At 71.3% G+C, this 20,042-nt stretch carries 17 protein-coding genes and 1 pseudogene; 12 read left to right on the top strand and 6 right to left on the bottom strand.

The features are described 5' to 3' along the window. Positions 1 to 80 precede the first annotated feature (80 nt). The 4 genes from QWY84_RS17825 to QWY84_RS17810 are packed head-to-tail and all read left to right on the top strand — an operon-like array spanning position 81 to position 3,723. Positions 81 to 866 (top strand): ABC transporter permease, encoded by a 786-nt coding sequence (locus tag QWY84_RS17825; RefSeq protein WP_290204268.1) that lies wholly within the window; start codon positions 81 to 83, stop codon positions 864 to 866. Then, complete coding sequence (locus QWY84_RS17820; RefSeq protein WP_290204267.1) at positions 867 to 1,574, top strand: ABC transporter ATP-binding protein; 708 nt, start codon at positions 867 to 869, stop codon at positions 1,572 to 1,574. After that, entirely contained in the window at positions 1,571 to 2,545 is a 975-nt protein-coding gene (locus tag QWY84_RS17815; protein ID WP_290204266.1) for an ABC transporter substrate-binding protein, read from the top strand. Before QWY84_RS17820 ends, QWY84_RS17815 begins: the two co-directional genes overlap by 4 nt. Then, positions 2,542 to 3,723: an NnrS family protein gene (locus QWY84_RS17810; protein WP_290204264.1), complete on the top strand. Its 1,182-nt coding sequence runs from the start codon at positions 2,542 to 2,544 to the stop codon at positions 3,721 to 3,723. Before QWY84_RS17815 ends, QWY84_RS17810 begins: the two co-directional genes overlap by 4 nt. A gap of 45 nt (positions 3,724 to 3,768) precedes the next feature. On the opposite strand, the gene QWY84_RS17805 is transcribed toward QWY84_RS17810, so the two are convergent. The 5 genes from QWY84_RS17805 to QWY84_RS17785 form a co-directional block, all read right to left on the bottom strand. Further along, positions 3,769 to 4,038 (bottom strand): hypothetical protein, encoded by a 270-nt coding sequence (locus QWY84_RS17805; protein WP_290204263.1) that lies wholly within the window; start codon positions 4,036 to 4,038, stop codon positions 3,769 to 3,771. 46 nt (positions 4,039 to 4,084) lie between these two features. After that, positions 4,085 to 6,292: a TonB-dependent receptor family protein gene (locus tag QWY84_RS17800; RefSeq protein WP_290204262.1), complete on the bottom strand. Its 2,208-nt coding sequence runs from the start codon at positions 6,290 to 6,292 to the stop codon at positions 4,085 to 4,087. 202 nt (positions 6,293 to 6,494) lie between these two features. After that, positions 6,495 to 7,280, bottom strand: a complete 786-nt coding sequence (locus QWY84_RS17795) for a MetQ/NlpA family ABC transporter substrate-binding protein (RefSeq protein ID WP_290204261.1) — start codon at positions 7,278 to 7,280, stop codon at positions 6,495 to 6,497. A gap of 33 nt (positions 7,281 to 7,313) precedes the next feature. Continuing rightward, on the bottom strand, positions 7,314 to 7,979 hold the full coding sequence (locus QWY84_RS17790; RefSeq protein ID WP_290204260.1) for a methionine ABC transporter permease: 666 nt from the start codon (positions 7,977 to 7,979) through the stop codon (positions 7,314 to 7,316). Further along, entirely contained in the window at positions 7,976 to 8,986 is a 1,011-nt protein-coding gene (locus QWY84_RS17785; protein WP_290204259.1) for a methionine ABC transporter ATP-binding protein, read from the bottom strand. The genes QWY84_RS17790 and QWY84_RS17785 overlap by 4 nt, the downstream gene beginning before the upstream one ends. Positions 8,987 to 9,203: 217 nt before the next feature. On the opposite strand from QWY84_RS17785, the gene fdxA reads away from it, so the two are divergent. Genes fdxA through QWY84_RS17770 form a run of 3 tightly spaced genes read left to right on the top strand, consistent with a single transcriptional unit; the run spans position 9,204 to position 11,287 of the window. Continuing rightward, positions 9,204 to 9,527: a ferredoxin FdxA gene (gene fdxA / locus QWY84_RS17780; RefSeq protein WP_290204258.1), complete on the top strand. Its 324-nt coding sequence runs from the start codon at positions 9,204 to 9,206 to the stop codon at positions 9,525 to 9,527. A gap of 15 nt (positions 9,528 to 9,542) precedes the next feature. Then, positions 9,543 to 10,139 (top strand): hemerythrin domain-containing protein, encoded by a 597-nt coding sequence (locus QWY84_RS17775; protein ID WP_290204257.1) that lies wholly within the window; start codon positions 9,543 to 9,545, stop codon positions 10,137 to 10,139. A 5-nt stretch (positions 10,140 to 10,144) separates the two neighbouring features. Beyond that, positions 10,145 to 11,287 carry an NnrS family protein gene (locus tag QWY84_RS17770; protein ID WP_290204256.1) on the top strand — a complete coding sequence of 381 codons (1,143 nt, stop codon included), beginning with the start codon at positions 10,145 to 10,147 and terminating at the stop codon, positions 11,285 to 11,287. Between the two features lie 132 nt (positions 11,288 to 11,419). Here the strand turns inward: QWY84_RS17770 and QWY84_RS17765 are convergent, their stop codons facing one another. Then, positions 11,420 to 11,668: a hypothetical protein gene (locus tag QWY84_RS17765; RefSeq protein WP_290204255.1), complete on the bottom strand. Its 249-nt coding sequence runs from the start codon at positions 11,666 to 11,668 to the stop codon at positions 11,420 to 11,422. Between the two features lie 324 nt (positions 11,669 to 11,992). Between QWY84_RS17765 and QWY84_RS17760 the strand changes: the two genes are divergently transcribed. The 5 genes and pseudogenes from QWY84_RS17760 to QWY84_RS17740 form a co-directional block, all read left to right on the top strand. Further along, the gene (locus QWY84_RS17760; protein WP_290204254.1) at positions 11,993 to 13,162 is read left to right on the top strand and encodes an NnrS family protein; all 1,170 of its coding nucleotides are present in this window, start codon (positions 11,993 to 11,995) and stop codon (positions 13,160 to 13,162) included. Between the two features lie 53 nt (positions 13,163 to 13,215). Continuing rightward, positions 13,216 to 17,733, top strand: a complete 4,518-nt coding sequence (gene gltB / locus QWY84_RS17755) for a glutamate synthase large subunit (RefSeq protein ID WP_290204253.1) — start codon at positions 13,216 to 13,218, stop codon at positions 17,731 to 17,733. 25 nt (positions 17,734 to 17,758) lie between these two features. Continuing rightward, complete coding sequence (locus QWY84_RS17750) at positions 17,759 to 19,270, top strand: glutamate synthase subunit beta (protein WP_290204252.1); 1,512 nt, start codon at positions 17,759 to 17,761, stop codon at positions 19,268 to 19,270. A gap of 19 nt (positions 19,271 to 19,289) precedes the next feature. Further along, a complete protein-coding gene (locus tag QWY84_RS17745; RefSeq protein ID WP_290204250.1) occupies positions 19,290 to 19,511 on the top strand; it encodes a DUF3565 domain-containing protein in 222 nt (73 codons plus the stop codon). A gap of 90 nt (positions 19,512 to 19,601) precedes the next feature. Then, positions 19,602 to 20,042 (top strand): annotated as a pseudogene (locus QWY84_RS17740) (cytochrome P450); the annotation flags it as partial.

The raw sequence follows: 20,042 nt of genomic DNA, 5'->3' as shown, positions 1-20,042 counted from the left end.
TAGAATTACGAATCATTCGTATTATATACATCAAAACCTTGCATATCACACGACACCGTTCCCAGTCCGGCCCCCGGCCGATGCATGCAGGCCTCTCCGGCCTCGCGCGACTGCCCCGCTCCCTGCTCGGGTCCGCCGGGGGTCTTGCCGGGCTGTGCGCCCTCCTCGCCCTCTGGGAGCTGGCGAGCGCCCGCTACGGCGACTTGCTGCTGCCGTCCCCGCGGGCCGCTTTCGGCGCCCTCCAGGGGCTGTGGCAGAGCGGAGCCGCCGCGGAAGCAGCGCTGGCGACGGCACGACGCGCGTTGGTCGGCTTCGCGCTGGCGGCGCTGACCGGGGTTACGCTCGGTCTGCTCGCCGGTCGCTTGCGGCTGGCCGCACGACTGTGCGATCCGCTGGCAACGGTTCTGCTCGGCGTTCCCCCCATTGCCTGGGTGGTGCTCGCCATCCTCTGGTTCCAGGGCGGTCTTCTCACGCCCGTGTTCACCGTCGTCGCCACCACGCTCCCGGTGACGTTCGCCGCCGCGCAGTCCGGCGCCCGCACGGTGGATCCCCGGCTCGAGGAAATGGCCGACGCGTTCCGGTTCAACGCCTGGAGGCGGCTCACCTGGCTGTACCTGCCGCACTTGCTGTCGTACCTGTTCCCGGCCTTCATCACGACGCTGGGCGTCGCCTGGAAGGTGACCGTGATGACGGAGCTCCTGGCACTGGGCGACGGCATCGGTGCCGAGCTGGCAAGCGCCCGCGCGAGCCTCGACACCCGGGAGACGCTGGCCTGGGTCTGCCTGGTGGTCACGGTGCTGCTGGCTCTCGAGCACGGCCTGCTGCGGCCGCTGCAGCGCCGCGTCGAGCAGTGGCGGGAGACCTGAATGCTCCGGCTCGACGGCATCCGCCACGGCTTCGGCGCCGGGGACGTCCTCGGGGGCGTCGATGTCACCGTCCATCCCGGCGAGATCGTGTGCCTCATCGGCGCCTCGGGCTGCGGCAAGAGCACGCTGCTCCGCGTTGCAGCCGGGCTTCTGCGTCCCGATGCGGGCACGGTGACGAACCGTTTCGGAAGCCATGCCCCCGTCTTCCAGGAGCCGCGGCTGCTCCCCTGGCGGCGCGTGCTGGACAACGTTCACCTCGGCGGCGACGCGGGGACCGCGCGACGCCTTCTGGTCGACCTGGGCCTGGAGGACTACCTGGATGCCTACCCCGCCCAGCTCTCCGGGGGCATGCAGCAGCGTGTCGCCATCGCCCGCGCCTTTGCGCGGGACACACCGCTTCTGCTCCTGGACGAGCCGTTCGGCGCCCTGGACCCGACCCGCCGGGGGAGCCTTCAGCGGGAGCTTCGCCACCGGTGCATCGAGCAGAACAGGGCCGCGCTGTTCGTCACCCATGACCTCCCGGAAGCGGTGCGCCTGGGCGACCGCATAGCCGTTCTCGGCTCATCGCCGGCACGCATCGTCGACGAGGTCCACTGCACGGCAGCCGGCGGTGACGATGCGGCGGCGTTCACGGGCGCGGCGGACCTCCTGCGCCGGCCCGCCGTACACGCAGCCTTCACGCTGGCCAACGAAGAGGCATCGCCATGATCTCGCGCCGTCGCCTTCTCGCGGCCGCGGCGGCCGCCCCCGCCGCGACGCTGATGCGGCCGGTCCGGTCGCGCTCCCGGACCCTTGAGCTGGCGACACCCCCCGGGCTCCCGGCCGTCTACCTGCACCGCCTGGTACAGCAGGACCCGGTGCTGGAAGGATTCAGGCTGGCGCTGCGTCCGTGGCGCAATCCCGATCAGCTGCGCATCTGGATCGCATCCGGCCGGATCGCCGCGGCGGCAAGCCCCACCAACGTGACCGCAAACCTCTACAACCGCGGGGTGGATGTCGGCCTGGTGGACGTCACCGTCCGGGGCATGCTCCACGTCCTGGTGGCCGGCCGCAGCACGGCGAACGGCCTGGCGTCCCTGCGCGGCCTGCGTGTCGGCATACCGTTCCGGGACGACATGCCGGACGTGGTGTTCCGGCGCCTGCTCGAGGCCGCCGGCATCGACCCGGTGAAAGACCTCGAGGCGGTGTATCTGGGCACCCCGGTGGAGGCCGCCCAGATGTTCCTGGCCCGCCGCCTGGACGCCCTGGTCCTCCCGGAGCCCGCCGCAACCCTCGTACGCGAGCGTGCCGAGCTCGTCGGCATACCACTTGCTACGCTGGATCTCCAGGCCGTGTGGGCCGACCGCTTCGGCGGTGAACCGCGGCTGCCCCAGGCGGGCCTGCTCTGCGAGCGCCGCCTGGCCGAGCGCGAGCCCGGGCTGGTGCAGGCACTGGTCGCGGCGAGCGCCGACGCCGTGGCCTGGGTGACGGCCCATCCCGGAGCCGCCGCGGAAGCCGCATCCGAGGTCACCGGGCTGCCTGCCTCGGCCGTGGCCACGGCCCTGGGCCGCGCCCGGCTGGGGCACCGGACCGCCCGCGCGGCGCGCCCGGAGCTGGAAGCGTTCTTTTCCCGGATGGCCGAGATGGACCCGGAGCTGATCGGCGGCACACTGCCCGGCGACGACTTCTACCTGGCATGAGCGTCAACGGACCGAGATCCCTGCTCGCCTACGGCTTCCGCCCGTTCTTCCTGCTGGCGGCGGCATGGGCCATGGTGGCGCCGCTACCCTGGGTCGGCGCGCTCCTGGGCGTCGGTCCCCGGTGGCCCATGGCACTACCGCCGCTGCACTGGCACGGCCACGAGCTGCTGTTCGGCGCCTTCACGGCGGCGCTGGCCGGCTTTCTCCTCACCGCCGTGCCGAGCTGGACCGGGGCGGCACCCATCACCGGCCGCCGGCTGGCCGCCCTGGTGGCGTTGTGGCTGGCGGGCCGCGCGCTCAACCTTGCGGGTGCAGCCGTCCCCCCGGCGGTGACGATCGCCGTGGACAGCCTGTTCCTGCCGGTGCTGCTGGCAGCGCTGCTCGCGCAGCGCATGCCGCAGCGGCCGCCGCGGGACCTGCTCGCCGCCGTGGCCGTGCTCGCATTCTGCCCGCTGGCGGCGCACCTGGCCCTGGCGGAGGTCCTTCCGGTTGCCCCGGATGCGGTGCTGCGACTGGCCGCCGGGCTCTACCTGGTCCTCATCGCCATGACGTTCATGCGCATCCTGCCCGTGGTCGCCACGTTCGCGCAGGCGCGCGCCGGCGGCCCTCCCTACAGGCCCCGACCCGGCCGCGAGGCCCTGGCCGTCGCGAGCCTGGTGGCCTTCACCGCTGCCGACGCGCTGGCCCCGGTCCACCCGGCCACCGGCTGGATCGCGCTGGGCGCGGCCGCCGCCCAGCTGGAACGCCTGGCCGACTGGCCGCCGCCCCGGGCCTGGCGGCACGGCCCCATCGCCCTGCTGATCGTCGTCCAGCTGTGGCTCGTCGCCGGACTGGTGCTGCGCGGGTGGGCCGGTCTCGACCCGCAGCTCCCGGCATACGCCGGCCGGCACGCGCTGCTGATCGGCACCATGGCAACGGCGGTGCTCACCGTCATGAGCATCGCCGGCCTTCGGCATACGGGACGGCCGCTGACCGTGCCGTATGCGGTGACGGCGGCCGCAACCCTGCTCACCGTCGCCGCAGCGTTGCGCACCGCCGTACCGCTCTGGCTGCCGGGCGAGTACCTGCGGCTGGGCGCCGCCGCGGCGCTGCCGGCGTGGAGCCTGGGCTGGCTGCTGTGGCTGGTGCGCTACGGGCGGTGGCTGCTCCGACCCCGCGCCGACAGTCTGCCCGGTTGAGGGGTCCGGCGGGTGCGCCCGCCGCACACCCGCCGAGGGCGACCGTCACTCCCGGCCGTGGACCGCGCAGTCCCCGCGCCGGTGCCGCCAGACGGCGAGCGCCGTCAGCGCGGCGGCTCCGAGCGTGACGAGCACCAGGGCATGCTCCAGCCCGCCCAGCCAGGCGACCGCTCCGGCGACGCCCAGCAGCGTCAACAGGTGGGTGCTCAGGCACGCCAGCAGTGCAACCACGGTGGCGGCGAAACCCGTGCGGAACAGACGGTCCTTCCGCAGGCTGCGCGTCGTTGGGGTCGTCGAGGATGAAATTCCGGTCATGATGAACCTCCTGCGAGTGGCTGGTGTGCGTTGCCGGCGCGCGCCCTCACCAGGACACGCGCACACCGGCGAACAGGCTGCGGCCGCTGCCGGGGATGAATGAGGTCACCTCCGCCGGGCCGGCGTTGGGCGGCTGCGGATCCGGGACGCGCTCGCGGATCAGGTAGCTCGCCGCGTAGGTCTCGTCGGTAAGATTCCGGCCTTCGATGTAGGCCTCCCAGTTGCCCGCCTGCCATCCGGCCCGCAGGGACCACAGGGCGTAGTCGTCCTGGAAGACGGTATTGGCGTGGTCGGTGGGCGTGTCCTCCGGCAGCCAGACGACGCCTGGCTCCAGGTAGGCCCCCGTGGGGTGGCTGTAGCGCAGGCGGCCCTGCAGGCGGTGCTCGGGCACGCCAGCGATCCGGTTGCCCTCGAAGCGCCCGCCGTCGAAGAAGAAATCGCTCCACTCGTAGGCCAGGGCCAGGGTCAGCCGGTCGCCCTCGGTCGCCAGCGCTGCCGCCACCGGGACGCGGCCGCCCAGCTCGACACCGCGGTGGATGGTCGGTGAGCCGTAGTTCGTGGTAATGCCGACGGCGCCGAAGAGCGCCTCGCTGGTGAGCAGCTCGCTGTCGACCCAGGTGTTGTACGCGGCAAGCGACCACTCACCGTCGCCCGCGCGGCCCCTGGCCCCCACCTCGAGGGTGACGGCGTCCTGGGCATCCAGCGGTGCCGCAACCACGGCGTTCGGGCCCTGGTCCGGCGTGCTGCCGCTGTTGGCGAGCAGCTCGATGAATGTCGGCGGCTCGTAGCTGCGGCTGAGGTTGCCGAACACGGTCACCGTGTCACTGGCCCGGAACAGGGCACCCAGCTTCGGGTTCACGGCACTGTAGCTGCGATCCAGGGAGACCGGGCCGCTGGCGAAGCTGGTGTAGCCGTCAGTGCGAGCGTTGTAGCGCGGCCGGGCATCCGGGGTCGCGAAGCGCTCGTCGATCTCGCGGGTGGTGTACAGGGCCTGGGCACCGAGCACCAGGGTAAGCCGCTCCGTGAGGCCGTGGCGCCACTGGCCGTACAGGGTACCGTTGAACGCGTCCAGGCGGTTGTGCGCGAACGCCCGCCCGGCTTCGCCGCGCTCGTTGGCGCGGTAGACCCGGTCGGTGCGGCCGGCATGCAGCGTGACGCCGAGGAGCAGATCGCGCCCCTGCCACTCCAGCTCGGCACCCGCGCCGTCACTGGCGCTGTCCCGCACGCTGCTGGGAGCGCCGAAGACATCGTCCACCTTCTGGTAGAAGGCGCCGGCGCGAAGCACCCCTTCGCCGCTGGGCCGGTCGTGCGTCAGGGCGAGACGGGCGGCCTCCGCGCTGCGCCAGGGGCGGTCGCGTAGCACATCGGGCCCGACACTGGTGGAGCCGGTCTGCGGACCCGGGGGCGGCGGCTGGATGCCGGCGTTCACCTGCTCTGGGTTGCTCTCGAGCTGAGCGGCGTTGAGCGGTCCGGGCACATCGAAATCCAGGTCGGTCGCCTCCGCGTACACCCGCGTCTCGGCCCCACCGGCTGTCCTCCAGCCGGTGTTGCCGCCCAGGGTGAAGCGCTCGCCGCGGTTGTTCTCGCGTCGGAATCCATCCCGCTGGCTGTAACCCAAGCGCAGCAAGCCGTCCTGCCGCCCGCGGCTGCCGCCGGCACGCACGGCAACGCGGCGTGTACCGTAATCGCCGCCGGCGATCGCTGCCTGCCCGCCGTGCAGCGAGCGGCCCGTGGGCGAGACGAGATTGAGGCTGCCCCCCAGGGTCGCCGCGCCGTCACTGAGGGCATTCGCCCCGCGCTTGACGACGATGTGGTCGGCCGCCTCCGGGTCGAACAGCCCGACGACATAGGAGCCGTCGGCCAGGTTGGCGGGCAGACCATTGCGCAGGAAGGCGACCCCGCGGGACTGCGGGTTGCTCTGAATGCCCGACCCCCGGATGTTCACGCGGGGCTGATCGTTGCCGCCGAAGAACTCCTGGACGACCACGCCGGGCTCCAGCGACAGTACGTCCGCCAGCGTGCCCGCAGCCGTCCCGCCCGGGGATACGGGCACCGCCTGCGCGCCGCCGGGTGTTGCCTCGACCTCCCGGCGGCTGTCCTCGAAGCCCGGGACCCCGACGATGACCGGCGGCGCCTCGACATCGATGGCCGGCAGCGCGATACGCTCCCCGTCGTTTGCGTCACGGGCCTGGGCCGGGGCGACGAGCAACGGGCAGACGAGCAGGACGACGGCAATACGTGGCTGGACATGCATGGGCTCTGCTCCCCTCGTTTTCGACGACTCTTCGCGAATGCGATGCATTCACGTTAATCATCGAAAGGAGGCACTGCCTTGCCCGATGCAAAATGGGGAGAGAATCGACGGGTGCTCGTAATGGCAGCCGCTTGTGCGACCGCGAGAAGTCCCGCCTTCCGCCACGCCCGCGGAGGGAGCGGCGGAAGACGGCTTGCGACCGTCAGAACGCGGGCACCACGGCGCCGTCGTACTGCTCCTGGATGAAGGCCCGCACGCTCTCGCTGCGCAGCGCGTCGGCGAGGGCCCGGACGGCGTCGCTGTCGGCGTTGTCCTCGCGGGCGACGAGGAAGTTGACGTAGGGCGACTCCGCGCCCTCGATCACCAGCGCGTCCTCCTGGGGATCCAGCCCTGCCTCCAGGGCGTAGTTGGTGTTGATCAGCGCCAGATCCACCTGGTTGAGCACCCGCGGCAGCATGGCTGCCTCCAGGGGCTCGAAGCTGTAGTTCCCCGGGTTGTCGGCGATGTCGCGGGTGGTGGCGGTGATGTCGTCGCCGTCCTCCAGCGTGATCACGCCCGCCTGGTGCAGCAGCAGGAGCGCGCGCCCGCCGTTGGTGGGGTCGTTGGGAATGGCGATGGTGGCGCCGTCCGGCAGCGCATCCAGGCTGTCCACGGACTCGGAGTAGGCGCCGAACGGCTCGATGTGCACCCCGGCCACGGCCACGAGATCGGTGCCGTGCTCGGCGTTGAAGTTGTCCAGGTACGGCTTGTGCTGGAAGAAGTTGGCGTCCAGGGCACCCTGGGAGACCTGGGTGTTGGGCTGGACGTAGTCGGTGAACACCTCGATGTTCAGCTCCACGCCCTGCTCCGCCAGCTGCGGCTTGACGTGCTCCAGGATCTCGGCATGGGGCACCGGCGTGGCGGCCACGCCCAGGGTGTCGTCGGCGGCCGCGGTGCCGGCCAGCAGCGCGCCGGCGGCGATGATGGCAGTAATGGAACGCACGTTCATGGTTTCCTCCCTGGTTGGTGACGAACGGTGGCGTCAGCGCCGGCTGAAGTACAGCACGAGCCGGTCGCCGAGCATTTGCATCAACTGGACGATGACCACCAGCAGCACGACGGTGACGATCATTACGTCCGTCTGGAAGCGCTGGTAGCCGTAGCGGATGGCCAGATCCCCCAGGCCGCCGCCGCCCACGACACCGGCCATGGCGGCGTAGGAGACCAGGGTGATGGCGGTCACGGTAATGCCGGCGATGATTCCGGGCAGCGCCTCGGGCAGCAGGGCCCCGGTGACGATCTGCCGGGTGGAGGCGCCCATGGCCTGGGTGGCCTCGATGATCCCCCGGTCCACCTCGCGCAGCGAGGTCTCCACCAGGCGCGCGAAGAACGGCGTGCCGGCGGCCACCAACGGCGGGATCACGCCCTTCACGCCCAGGGACGTGCCCACCAGGGCCACCGTCAGCGGGATCATGACGATCAGCAGGATGATGAACGGCACGGAGCGCAGCACGTTCACCACGAACGACACCACGCCGTACAGCGCCGGCTGCTCCAGGAGCTGCCGCTTGCCGGTGAGGAACAGCAGCACGCCCAGGGGCAGGCCGAAGAGGACGATGAAGAACATGGACCCGCCCACCATGAGCAGGGTATCCCAGGTGGCGATGCCGATCTCGTCCCAGCGGACGTTCGCGAACAGCTCGTTCATGCCCGCAGCACCTCCACGTCCACGTCGGCGCCGTGCAGCTCCTGCTCGGCGGCGTTGACGTCGCCGCCCACCAGCGACAGCGTGATCTGCCCGTAGGGAGTGTCCTTGATGTGATCGATGCGGCCGCTGAGGATGCTGTAGTCGACCCCGGTGCGCCGGGCGATTGCCCCCAGGATCGGCGTGTAGGTGGCCTGGCCGCGGAAGGTCAGGCGCAGCACCCGCCCGGGCACGTGGGCGAAGTCCTCCGCCCAGTCCGCCTCGTCGATGCTCTCGGTCTCGAAGACGAACCGCCGCGTGGTCTCGTGGCGCGGGTGCAGGAACACGTCCGCCGCGCCGCCGGACTCCACGACCTCACCGCCGTCGAGCACCGCGACCCGGTCGCAGATGGTGCGGATGGCGTTCATCTCGTGGGTGATCAGGACGATGGTCAGTCCCAGCTCCCGGTTGATGTCGCCCAGCAGCTCCAGCACGGACTGGGTCGTCTGCGGATCCAGGGCGCTGGTGGCCTCGTCGCACAGCAGGATGCGCGGCTCGCAGGCGAGCGCCCGGGCGATCCCCACCCGCTGCTTCTGGCCGCCGGACAGCTGCGCCGGATGCTTGCGCGCCTGGTCCGCCAGCCCCACGCGCCCGAGCAGGTGATCCACCCGGCTGCGGATCTGCTCGCGGGTATAGACCCCGGCCAGCCGCATGGGAAAGGCGACGTTGTCCGCCACGGTCCGCGAGGCGAGCAGGTTGAAGTGCTGGAAGATCATGCCGATGCCGCGGCGCAGGGCCATGAGGTCGGCTCCGCGGTACCCGGTGACGTCGACCCCGTCGATGCGCACGCGCCCGCTGGTCGGCCGCTCGATGAGATTGATCATGCGCAGCAGCGTGGACTTGCCCGCTCCGGAGTGGCCGATCACCCCGAACACCTCGCCGCGCTCCACGCGCAGGTCGATGTCGCGGAGGGCGGATACCTCGCGGCCTTCCACGCGATACGCCTTGTGGACGTTGTCGAGCTCGATCACCGGTATGCCCTGCGGATACACGAAAATGCGCCAGGCGCCTCTGGCGCTGGAAGCGCCGCATCATAACGCAAAGGCCGGATAACCGATAATTCGTCCGGCTATGAAGTTATAACGCGGGCAATGGCATCGGCCGCCGGACCGGCCGTGGAGCATTTGCATTAACGATGTATTTTCAGTACATTTTAAAGCATCGTGCGGGAGCCATGAGGGAAGATTCATGACCTACGTGGTCACCGACAACTGCATCAAGTGCAAATACACGGACTGCGTCGAGGTCTGCCCCGTGGACTGCTTCCACGAGGGGCCGAACTTCCTGGCCATCGACCCGGACCTGTGCATCGACTGCACGCTGTGCGAGCCCGAGTGCCCGGCGAAGGCCATCTACTCCGAGGATGATCTGCCGCTGGAGTGGGACCACTTCCTCGACATCAACGCCGAACTGGCGGAACGCTGGCCGCAGATCACGCAGAAGATCGACGCCCCCGCCGACGCCGGGGAATGGGACGGCGTGCCGGACAAGCTGCCGCTGCTGGAGCGATAACCCATGGGAGGGGCCATGAACACGACAACACTGGACCGCCTGCGCCGGGACCACCGCAACCTCGAGCGACTGCTGAGCCTTCTGGAGGAGCAGCTGGACGTGCTGGAGCGGGGGATGACACCGGATTTCACCGGCATGGCGTCCGTCGTCGACTGCCTGACGAACGACCCGGCCCGGTATCACCACCCTTTGGAGGATCTGCTTCTGGCACGTCTCGAGCGCCGGCACCCGCCGTCCGCCGAGGCGATCGGCCACCGCCGGTACCAGCAGGAGCGCCTCGCCGCACGCGGGCGCGTGCTGCTTGACCGCCTCCGGGACGTCTCGGCCGGCCAGCTCGTCTCCCGCGCCCAGCTGCTGGAGCTGGGCGCAGCCTACTGCCGCGCCTACCGTACGCACCTGCGCTACGAGGAGGCGGCGGTCTTTCCGCAGCTGTCAGCTCATCTCACGCCGGGCGACTGGCTGGAGCAGGTCACGCGCTTCCACTGGCGCCGCGACACACCGACGCCCGCTCCGCCGGAACAGCCGCCGGTGGTACCGAGCCGCTTCCCCACGGACCGGCACGCCGCGGCCGCCGCGGATGACGGTCACTGCCCGCTGTGCGCGGCGAGCTGACGAGCGTGGCGATCGGCGCGACACAGCTCGGGGCGGCGAGCCGTCGATCGGCGGCCGCGCGCCATGCCGCGGAGAAGGTCTTCTTCCCGGCAGCCGCGCTGTACGCCGGGATCACGGTCCCGGCCAGCGTCCACGGCATGCTGTCCGGGAATCCACTCCTGCCGGGGTATGCCACGGTGCTGGGCCACGCCCACGAGCTGCTGTTCGGCTTCGCCCTGGCCGTGGCCGCCGGCTTTGTCATCAACCGCACGACGACCGCCCGGCTCGCCGGCCTTTTCGGGCTATGGCTCCTGGCGCGGGTGATCTTCCTGACCATGCCGGACAGCATGGCCGCGCTGACCGCTAACGCCGCGTTCGCGGCAGCACTCGCGTGGCTGGCGGTGCCCCAGTTCATGAAGGGCGCCAAGAAATGGCGCAACCAGGCCTTTGCGCCCCTTCTCCTAGGCCTGTGCGCGGTGCTGGCGATGTTCCATGCCGGCCCGCTCACCGGCGCGTCCTGGCTGCGCTACCTGGCGCTGCAGGAGGCCGTGCTGCTGTTCGCGCTGCTGATGCTGTTCATGGGCGGGCGCATCATCGCCCCGGCGGCCGCGGGGGCCATCCAGCGGGCCGGCGGCCACCTGGAAGCCCGCGTCCAGCCGCGCATCGAGGGCGCATTGCTGATCGTCGTGGCCCTGGCGGCCGGAGCCGCGGCCACACCCGGCGCCCGCGCCGCCGCCGGCGCGCTGGCCCTGGTCGCGGCCGGCCTCGGCCTGGTCCGCCTGCTGCGCTGGCGTCTCTGGGCGGCAGCGCGGCGCCCGGACCTCTGGTGCCTGGGCCTCGGCTACGCCTGGCTGGTGGCGGGCCTGGCACTGCTCGGCACCGCGTGGACCACCGGGGTGCTCGGGGCGAATACGGCGACCCACGCCATCACCGTCGGCGCCCTGGGCACCCTCACCACCGGCGTCATGGCCCGGGTGCGGCTGAACCGGGCCAAGCTCGACCCGGCACGTTCGCCGACCATTCCCCTGATGGCCGGTGTCATCGCCGCAGCGGCCCTGATCCGCCTGCTCGTGCCCGGCGACGCCACAGCCCTGGCTGCCGCGAGCGGTCTCTGGGCGCTCGCCTATGCTCTGATGCTGGCCCTGCTGGTGCGCATCCCTCCGCGCTGACCGGGCGCAGGCCCGGCAGCGACGATCGGGAAACGACCGCCGCCCCCGGGGGCAGCGGCACGGTCCTCGACGACCCGGAAGCGCAGCAAGCCGACGCGCCGGCGAGCGGCCCGGACGCTGGCTATCGACGCATTACCGCGACGAATCGCTCCCGCAGTTCCCCGCGAGGTAGCGCTTGAGGTAGCAATAGGAGCCCAGCAGACGCAGGCGAAAGGTCTTCTCGCCGGCCGGTGCCGCTCTCTGCACCACGGCGCGCCGATACAGGCGCAGCGTCTGTTCCGCAAACACCCGGGCATGGGCCGTACCGTGAGCCTGTTCCACGAAGGCGATCCGATCGGCCTCCTGCCGTTCACTGGCGTGTACAACCTCGGCCGAATTCATGGCACCAGCCCGACGTTCCGCTCGGCACGCCGTCCTCCGGACACCGGCCGGTAGTATCTTCCGGGCCATCGTCGCGACACGACATTGCCCTCCCCTTCTGCGCTCCCGACCACCGGTGTACCAGGGCAGCGGGGGCGTCCGCCTGTCTTCAGGCTAGTCTCGATATTGTGTCAGTTCGAGTCAAAAGGTATATTTCAAATACATCTTTTAACGACGAGCTCAACCAATGACTCCCCAAACGCACCATTCGTACGTATCCCGGCGGCGGTTCCGGGACGACCACAACCACGCTGGTCGTTCGGAGTCTTCCTGATGGATGGAGCCATGGTCCTGAGAGGTGTCGGCCGCGGTGTGTGGCAACTCTTCAGTTATCCGTTCCGCATCTTCTTCCTCTCCCTCGCCGTGCTTTCGGTGTTCTGGATCCCCTCCTGGGTCGCCGTGGCGTCCGGTCCGCTGACATTGCCCCTGGCGCTGCCCGGCTACTACTGGCACCAGCACGAGATGGTGTTCGCCTTTCTGCATGCGGCGATCGCCGGCTTCCTTCTGACCGCCGTGTGCGTGTGGACGGGAACGCAGCGCACCCACGGGCATGTGCTCCTCGCCATATGGCTGGTATGGCTGGCCGGCCGGGTCATCATGGCGGTGGGCGACGGGTTGCCCGGCTGGCTGACGGCCGGCGTCAATCTCGCATTCCTGCCGCTGATCATGGCCGACGCCGGCTGGCGCATCTGGCAGGCGAGGCAGAAGCGCCAGATTGTCGTCCTCGCCGTGCTGGGGCTGCTCTGGGTGATGCAGCTGGGCTTCTTCATGCGGCCTCAAGGCGCATTCATCGACGCCGCGCTGGTGCTCGCCATGACGCTGATGCTGGTCATCGGCGGGCGCATCACGCCGAACTTCTCCATGGCGTGGCTGCGCAATCACGGTCTGTCCACCCAGGGCATCCGTATCGTCCCCGCCCTGGAATGGGGCGTGCTCGCGAGCATGGGAGCCACGCTGCTCGCCGTGCTGAGCGGCAACGGCCCGGCTATCGCGGCGACGGCGCTGGTCGCCGGAGCCGTGTCACTGACCCGCATCGTGCTCTGGCGGGGCTGGCGCGTGCGGTCCGAGCCGCTTCTGTGGATCCTGCACATCTCCATGCTGTGGATCCCCGCCGCGCTGTGGCTTCTTGCCGGCAGCGCTGCAGGCTGGTGGCCCGCGACCGTCTGGGTTCACGCCATAGCGGTGGGCGGCATGGGCGGTCTCATTCTCGGGGTCATCAGCCGGGTCGCCCTCGGCCATACGGGCCGGGCGCTGCAGCTGCCGCGCGGCATGGCGACGGCATTCGCGGCAGTCCACCTGGCGGCGATCACGCGGGTTGCGGCCGGATTCGGGGTCATTCCGTGGCAGACCGGCCTGGGTATCGCGGGCGCGCTGTGGATCGCGGCATACGGCCTGTTCCTGGTGCGCTATATCCCCATTCTCACCGCCCCCCGCGTCGACGGGCGTCCCGGCTGAAGGGACGCTGAGCCATCCCCGGGCGGACCACCGGCATTGAATCGAGGTAGGCCATGAACAGTCACCGGACAACCAACGGCGACGGGCTCGCGGATCGTCCCCGCGCCCATTGCGGCGTCGGTGCCGTCGCCGACCTCCGGGGGCGCCCGTCCCGCGGTCTGGTTGACGACGCCCTGCGCGTCCTCGAGCGACTCGACCACCGGGGCGCCCGGGGGGCCGAGGACAGCACCGGCGACGGCGCCGGCATCCTGATCCAGAAGCCGGACGCCTTCTTCCGGGCCCGCTTTCCGCTGCCGGCGCCGGATGCGTATGCCGTCGGCCAGCTGTTCCTGCCCGCCGACCGCGCCCTGCGCAGCCTGGTGGAGGAGCAGATGCGCGCGACCATGCAGGCGGCCGGATTCCGCATCCTGGGCTGGCGGGACGTACCCACGGACAATGCCTCCCTGGGTGCCACCGCCCTCGCCTCCGAGCCCGCCGTGCAACAGGTCCTGCTGGACCACGTGGACGGCCACCGGGGCCCGTCCCTGGACCGCGAGCTGTTCGTCCTGCGCCGCCGCCTGGAGCAGGCCGTGGCGACGCGCCTCCCCGGCGCGGCGGATGCCACCTATATCTGCTCCCTCGATCGCCGGCGCCTGGTCTACAAGGGCCTGCTGACGAACCGTCAGCTGCGATCGTACTTCCCGGACCTGGGTGACCCGGATTGCACCAGCGCCCTGGCCCTGGTGCATTCGCGCTTTTCCACCAACACCCTCGGCTCCTGGCCGCTGGCGCACCCGTACCGGACGCTGGTGCACAACGGCGAGATCAATACCTACCGCGGCAACCTGAACCGCATGCGCGCCCGCGAGGCGGACCTCGGCCACCCGGCCCTGGACGCCCACCTGGATGCCATCCGGCCGCTGGTCACCCCGGGACGCAGTGACACCGCCCTGCTCGACGAGGTCCTGGACCTGCTCTGCCAGGGCGGCCGGTCGCTGCCCCACGCACTGCGCATGATGGTGCCCGAGGCCTGGCGCAAGGACGCCACGCTGCCGGCCGCGATCCGCGCCTGGTACGACTACCACAGCCTGCTCATGGAGCCCTGGGACGGGCCGGCCCTCATCGTCGGCACCGACGGCGAGCAGCTCACCGCCGTGCTGGACCGCAACGGCTTCCGGCCCTGCCGGTACGACCGCACCCGGGACGACCGCCTGATCCTGGCCAGCGAGGCGGGAGTACTGGACACGCCCCCGGAGGACATCATCCACCGCGGCCGCCTGGGGCCCGGCCAGATGCTGGTCACCGACCCCGCGGCGGGCACGCTGCGCGAAGGCCGCGAGGTATTCGCGACGTTTCCCGAGCGACCCTACGCGGACTGGCTCGGCGACCACCGGGTCCGCCTGGCCGATCACGCGGCCACGGACACGGGGGTCGCGGCCGTCGACGACATGGTGCAGCGTCAGCGCGCCGCGGGCTTCACTGTGGAGGAGCTGGAGCGCATGATCCGGCCCATGGTGGCCGACGGCGCCGACCCGGTAGGCGCCATGGGCAACGACACGCCTCCCGGGACCCTGGCACGCACCACGCCGCGGCTGCCGGACTACTTCCGGCAGCTCTTCGCCCAGGTCTCCAATCCGGCCATCGACTACCTGCGCGAGGAGCGGGTAACCACCCTGGTGACCCACATCGGCCCGGAACACAATCTCCTTGGCGACGGCCCCGCGCACTGCCGCCGCGTCCAGATCGACTCGCCCGTGCTCACGGAAGCGCAGGTGGCCGCACTGCGGTCCCTGGAGAACCAGGACTTCCACGCGGCAACGCTGGCGACGACGTTCCCGCCCGGGCAGTCCCTGGCCGAGGCGCTGGAGACCCTTTGCCAGGCGGCCGCCGCGCGCGCTGCCGACGGCGCTGAGCTGCTGGTGCTCTCCGATCGCGATGCCGGCGAGCATCGGCTCGCCATTCCGGGTCTACTGGCGGCCTCGGCGGTGCACCAGCACCTGATCCGCCGGGGGTTGCGCGGGCGCTGCGCGCTGATCCTCGAGGCCGCCGATGCCTGCACGGTCCACCACCTGTGCACGCTGCTCGGCTACGGCACCGACGCGATACACCCCTACCTGGCCCTTGCCACCGCGGCCGCCACAACGGACGACGATGTCGATCCGGAAACCGCCGTACGGCACTACATCGCGGCGCTGGAGAACGGCCTGCGCAAGGTCATGGCCAAGATGGGCATTGCCACCCTGGAGAGCTACAAGGGGGCGCAGCTGTTCGAGGCCCTGGGGCTGGACGGCGACCTGGTGGACCGCCACTTCACCGGAACGGCCTCACGCCTGGGCGGCGCAGGCCTCGCCGAGCTGGAGGCCGACCTGCGCGCCCGCCACCGGGAGGCCTACGGCGAGCGCCCCGCGGGCGCCGTCTTCCTGCCCGTGGGCGGCATGCACTACTGGCGCCGGGACGCCGAGCACCACGACTGGAACCCGGATACCCTGGGATTGCTCCAGGCCGCCGCGCGCCAGGACAACGCCGCCATCTACCGGGAATTCGCCGATCGCGTGAACGCACCCGACGGCGCACCGTCGAGCCTGCGCGGCATGCTGGACCTGGTGCCGGCGGGTTCGGCCATTCCCCTGGAGGAAGTCGAGCCCGTGGAGGCCATCACCCGGCGCTTCTTCTCCGGTGCCATGTCCCTGGGCGCGCTCAGCCCGGAAGCCCACGAGACCCTGGCCGCCGGCATGAACCACGTCGGCGGCGTGGCCCACTCCGGCGAGGGCGGCGAGCCGCCGGAGCGCTTCGGCACGGAGCGCGAATGCCGCAACAAGCAGGTGGCCAGCGGCCGCTTCGGCGTTACCGCCGCCTACCTGGCCCGGGCCGAGCAGCTGGAGATCAAGATCGCCCAGGGCGCCAAGCCCGGCGAGGGCGGACAGCTGCCGGGGGACAAGGTGCAGGGCCTGATTGCGTCCCTGCGGCACACCACGCCCGGCGTGGGGCTGATCTCGCCGCCGCCCCACCACGACATCTACTCCATCGAGGACCTGGCCCAGCTCATCCACGACCTGCGCTGCGCCAGCCCGGGCGCGGAGATCCAGGTCAAGCTCGTGGCCAGTGCCGGCGTCGGCACCATTGCCGCCGGCGTTGCCAAGGCCGGCGCCGACAGCATTCTCATCGCCGGGGATTCCGGCGGAACGGGTGCGGCGGCGCGGACCTCCATCCGCTCGGCGGGTCTGCCCTGGGAGATGGGGCTGACGGACGCCCAGCGGGTGCTGGTCGCCAACCGCCTGCGCTCCCGGGTCCACCTGCGTGCCGACGGCGGCCTGAAGACCGGGCGCGATGTCGTCGTCGCCGCGCTCATGGGAGCCGAGTACTACGGCTTCGGCATGGGCGCGCTGATCGCCCTGGGCTGCATCATGCTGCGCAAGTGCCACTGCAACACCTGCTCCGTGGGCATCGCCACCCAGGACCCGGAGCTGCGCAAGCGCTTCCCCGGCAAGCCGGAGCACGTGGCCAGCTATCTGCGCTTCGTCGCCGCCGAGGTGCGCGAGCACATGGCCGCCCTGGGCTTCCGGCGGCTGGAGGACCTTATCGGCCGGCTGGACTGCCTGCGCCAGCGCCCCACCGGCCATGCCCGGGCCGACCTGCTGGACCTGGGCGGCCTGCTGGAGCAGCCCCCGGCCGTGGACGCCCCGCGCCGACAGGGCCCACCCCCGGCGCGGGCCGCCGATCAGGCCGACGCCGGCCTTCTGGCCCGGGCGGGCTCCGCGCTCGGCGGCGAGGCAACCGGCCCGATCAGCATGGATATCGACAACACGGTCCGTACCGCAGGGACGCGACTCGGCTACCACTGGCTTCGGCGAAGACCGGACGGCCAGGGCGCGGCGCTGGATGTCCGTCTGCAGGGGACGGCCGGCCAGAGCCTGGGCGCATTCCTGCCGGCCGGGGTTCACCTGGCCGTCACGGGGGCGGCCAACGACTATGTCGGCAAGGGCCTGTCGGGCGGGCGCATCAGCGTGCGCCCGCCCGCGCATGCCGCCTACGAGCCCGGGCGTGCCGCCACCATCGGCAATGTCGCCCTGTACGGGGCGACCGCGGGCGAGCTGTATGTCAACGGACAGGCCGGCGAGCGCTTCGCGGTCCGCAATTCCGGGGCCGTCGCCGTCGTGGAGGGCGTGGGCCACCACGGCTGCGAGTACATGACCGGCGGGGCGGTGGTCGTGCTCGGCCCGGTGGGGCCGAACTTCGCCGCGGGCATGAGCGGCGGCGAGGCCTATCTGCTCGCCGATGACACCGCCGTGGCCGACCGCGTCAACTGCGCCCTGGTCCACCCCGAGCCGGTCACGGATGCGCGCGACCGCGCCCTGCTGGAACGGCTGCTGCGCAACCATGCCGCGGCCACCGGCAGCCCACGGGCGACGGCCCTGCTCGACGACTGGCCGGGGGCCGTCGAGCAATTCGTGAAGATCATCCCGGAGGCGTATCAAGCCGTGGTGGCAGCAGCCGTCCACCGGGGCGAGGATCTGCGGATGCCCCTGCCGCCGGCACTCGCCGCCGGGCCGGAGGCGGCAGCGCGCCAGCCGGAAGTGCGGGACCGGGCGTAGGCCGGCACGAACAACGAGGCAGACCATGAGCAGCGAGAATCATCCCGACGGCTACCTGCGCTACGCCCGCACCGCCATACCGGACCGGGATCCGGCCGCGCGGGTCGCGGATGACGGCGAGATCTACGCCCCGGAGTGGTCCGAGCAGCAGCTCCGGGAACAGGCCACCCGCTGCATGGACTGCGGCGTCCCGACCTGCAGTGCGGGCTGCCCCATCGGCAATCTCATCCCCGACTGGAACGACCTGGTCAGCCGTGCCGACTGGCAGCGGGCGCTGGAGCGCCTGCACGCCACCAACAACTTCCCCGAGCTCACCGGCTACGCCTGCCCGGCCCCCTGCGAGGACGCCTGCACCCTCGCCTACAATGACGCCCCGGTGACCATCAAGAACCTGGAACGGGCCATCGTCGACCGCGGCTGGGACGAGGGCTGGATCGTCCCGCAGCCGCCGTCGGCCCGCAGCGGCTTCCGCGTCGCGCTGGTGGGCAGCGGCCCGGCGGGCCTGGCCGCAGCGCAGCAGCTCAACCGCGCCGGCCACCGGGTGACCGTCTACGAGCGCGACGACGCCCCCGGCGGCCTGGTGCGCTACGGCCTGCCGGAGTTCAAGTTCGCCAAGTGGCGGCTGGACCGCCGCATACGGCAGCTGCAGGCCGAGGGCATCGTCTTCCGCAGCGGCATGGAGCTCGGCCGCGACCTCAGCCTGGAGGACCTCCGGCGCGAGCATCATGCGGTGGGCCTGACCATCGGCGCCCAGCACCCGCGGGACGTGCCCATTCCCGGGCGCGAGCTGGCGGGCGTGCTGTTCGCCATGCCCTACCTGACCCGGGCCAATCGGGTCGCGGCCGGCCAGGCCGTGCCGGGCGAGCCCGACGCCGCCGGCCGCTCGGTGGTGGTGCTCGGCGGCGGCGACACCGGGGCGGACTGTGTCGCCACCGCCCTGCGCCAGGGGGCCGAGCGGGTGATCCAGATCGGCATCAATGACAAGCCGCCGGCCCATCGCCCGGCGGACAACCCCTGGCCCTTGCCGCTGAAGGTCTACAAGCAGAGCTACGCCCAGAAGGAAGGCGGCGAGGAGGTGTTCAGCATCAACAGCGTCGCCTTTGTCGATGAAAGCGGCGACGGCCGGGTGGACACCCTGCGGGCCGAGCGGGTTCGCTGGATTCGCGACGACGCCGGCCGGCGCGTCGACCGGGAGGTGCTGGAGCCCGACGTGCGCATGCCCGCGGACCTGGTGCTCATCGCCGCCGGCTTTGCGCGGCCGGAGACGGACACCCTGGACGCGCCGGAACTGGCCATTGCGACCGATGGTACCATCCACACCGATGCCTGCATGGCCACCAGCATCCCCGGCGTCTTCGCCGGCGGCGACGCCGCCATGGGCCACTCGCTGCTGGTATGGGCCATCGGCGAAGGACGGGACCTGGCGCGCCACATGGACATCCACCTGACGGGCCACTCGGCCCTGCCCGCCAGTCTGCGCACGCGCAACCGGCCCCTGCGCGCCGACGGCTGGGCCCCGCTGGGAGCGGCGGGCTGAACCCGTGAGCGGGGACGGCATGCAACAGCGCATCGTCGACTTCCATACCGACGACGAAGGCCACTGGGTGGCGGACCTGGAGTGCGGCCATACCCGCCACGTCCGCCACCGGCCGCCCTGGGTGCAGAGGCCCTGGGTGATCACCAGGCGCGGCCGGCGCAACATGCTGGGCTACCGCCTGTGGTGCAAGCGCTGCGCGGACGGCGAACCCCCGCAACGGGATCCCGAGGCGCGCTCTTGATTTTCGTCAAATCCATGGCCGCATGGAACGCCTTAGGATGCGTGGGTCGGCGGGCAACGCCCGCCAAGGCAGCGGCCCCGCGGAGACGTCATGCCGCCATCCCGATCCCAGGACTGGTCGCCTGCCTCGCCGGAGGTCGACGCCGATCAGCGCGCCGCCTACGACGCCATGCGGCAGCGGTGCCCCGTGGCCTACAGTACGCTCCAGGGCTGGACGCTGTTCCGGCACCACGACGTCGTCGACGTGCTCCACGACCCGGAGACGTTCAGCAACTACGTCTCCCGGCACCTGTCCGTGCCCAACGGCATGGACCCGCCCGAGCACACGCCGTTCCGCCGGCTTATCGAACCCTATTTCGACGCCGAGCCCATCGGCCGTCTCGAGCCGGCGGTCCGTGCCATCGCCGCCGGGCTTGTCGACGGTCTTCGCGGCGATCACCAGGTCGAGTGCATGGACGCGCTCGCTCGCCCGTTCGCCGCCCGCGCCCAGTGCGCCTTTCTCGGCTGGCCGGAGTCGCTGGCGCCGGCGCTG

The organism is Aquisalimonas lutea (assembly GCF_030409225.1).
GTDB lineage: Bacteria > Pseudomonadota > Gammaproteobacteria > Nitrococcales > Aquisalimonadaceae > Aquisalimonas > Aquisalimonas lutea.
This window is presented reverse-complemented; position numbering and strand designations above follow the sequence as displayed.

Excerpts from the sequence above, each read along its gene's own strand:
- QWY84_RS17750 (WP_290204252.1), top strand. The coding sequence starts at position 17,759 with ATGAGCAGCGAGAATCATCCCGACGGCTACCTGCGCTACGCCCGCACC.
- QWY84_RS17825 (WP_290204268.1), top strand. The coding sequence starts at position 81 with ATGCATGCAGGCCTCTCCGGCCTCGCGCGACTGCCCCGCTCCCTGCTC.
- QWY84_RS17760 (WP_290204254.1), top strand. The coding sequence starts at position 11,993 with ATGGTCCTGAGAGGTGTCGGCCGCGGTGTGTGGCAACTCTTCAGTTAT.
- QWY84_RS17810 (WP_290204264.1), top strand. The coding sequence starts at position 2,542 with ATGAGCGTCAACGGACCGAGATCCCTGCTCGCCTACGGCTTCCGCCCG.
- QWY84_RS17745 (WP_290204250.1), top strand. The coding sequence starts at position 19,290 with ATGCAACAGCGCATCGTCGACTTCCATACCGACGACGAAGGCCACTGG.
- QWY84_RS17790 (WP_290204260.1), bottom strand. The coding sequence starts at position 7,979 with ATGAACGAGCTGTTCGCGAACGTCCGCTGGGACGAGATCGGCATCGCC.
- fdxA (WP_290204258.1), top strand. The coding sequence starts at position 9,204 with ATGACCTACGTGGTCACCGACAACTGCATCAAGTGCAAATACACGGAC.
- QWY84_RS17820 (WP_290204267.1), top strand. The coding sequence starts at position 867 with ATGCTCCGGCTCGACGGCATCCGCCACGGCTTCGGCGCCGGGGACGTC.
- QWY84_RS17795 (WP_290204261.1), bottom strand. The coding sequence starts at position 7,280 with ATGAACGTGCGTTCCATTACTGCCATCATCGCCGCCGGCGCGCTGCTG.
- QWY84_RS17805 (WP_290204263.1), bottom strand. The coding sequence starts at position 4,038 with ATGACCGGAATTTCATCCTCGACGACCCCAACGACGCGCAGCCTGCGG.
- QWY84_RS17800 (WP_290204262.1), bottom strand. The coding sequence starts at position 6,292 with ATGCATGTCCAGCCACGTATTGCCGTCGTCCTGCTCGTCTGCCCGTTG.
- QWY84_RS17775 (WP_290204257.1), top strand. The coding sequence starts at position 9,543 with ATGAACACGACAACACTGGACCGCCTGCGCCGGGACCACCGCAACCTC.
- QWY84_RS17815 (WP_290204266.1), top strand. The coding sequence starts at position 1,571 with ATGATCTCGCGCCGTCGCCTTCTCGCGGCCGCGGCGGCCGCCCCCGCC.
- gltB (WP_290204253.1), top strand. The coding sequence starts at position 13,216 with ATGAACAGTCACCGGACAACCAACGGCGACGGGCTCGCGGATCGTCCC.
- QWY84_RS17765 (WP_290204255.1), bottom strand. The coding sequence starts at position 11,668 with ATGAATTCGGCCGAGGTTGTACACGCCAGTGAACGGCAGGAGGCCGAT.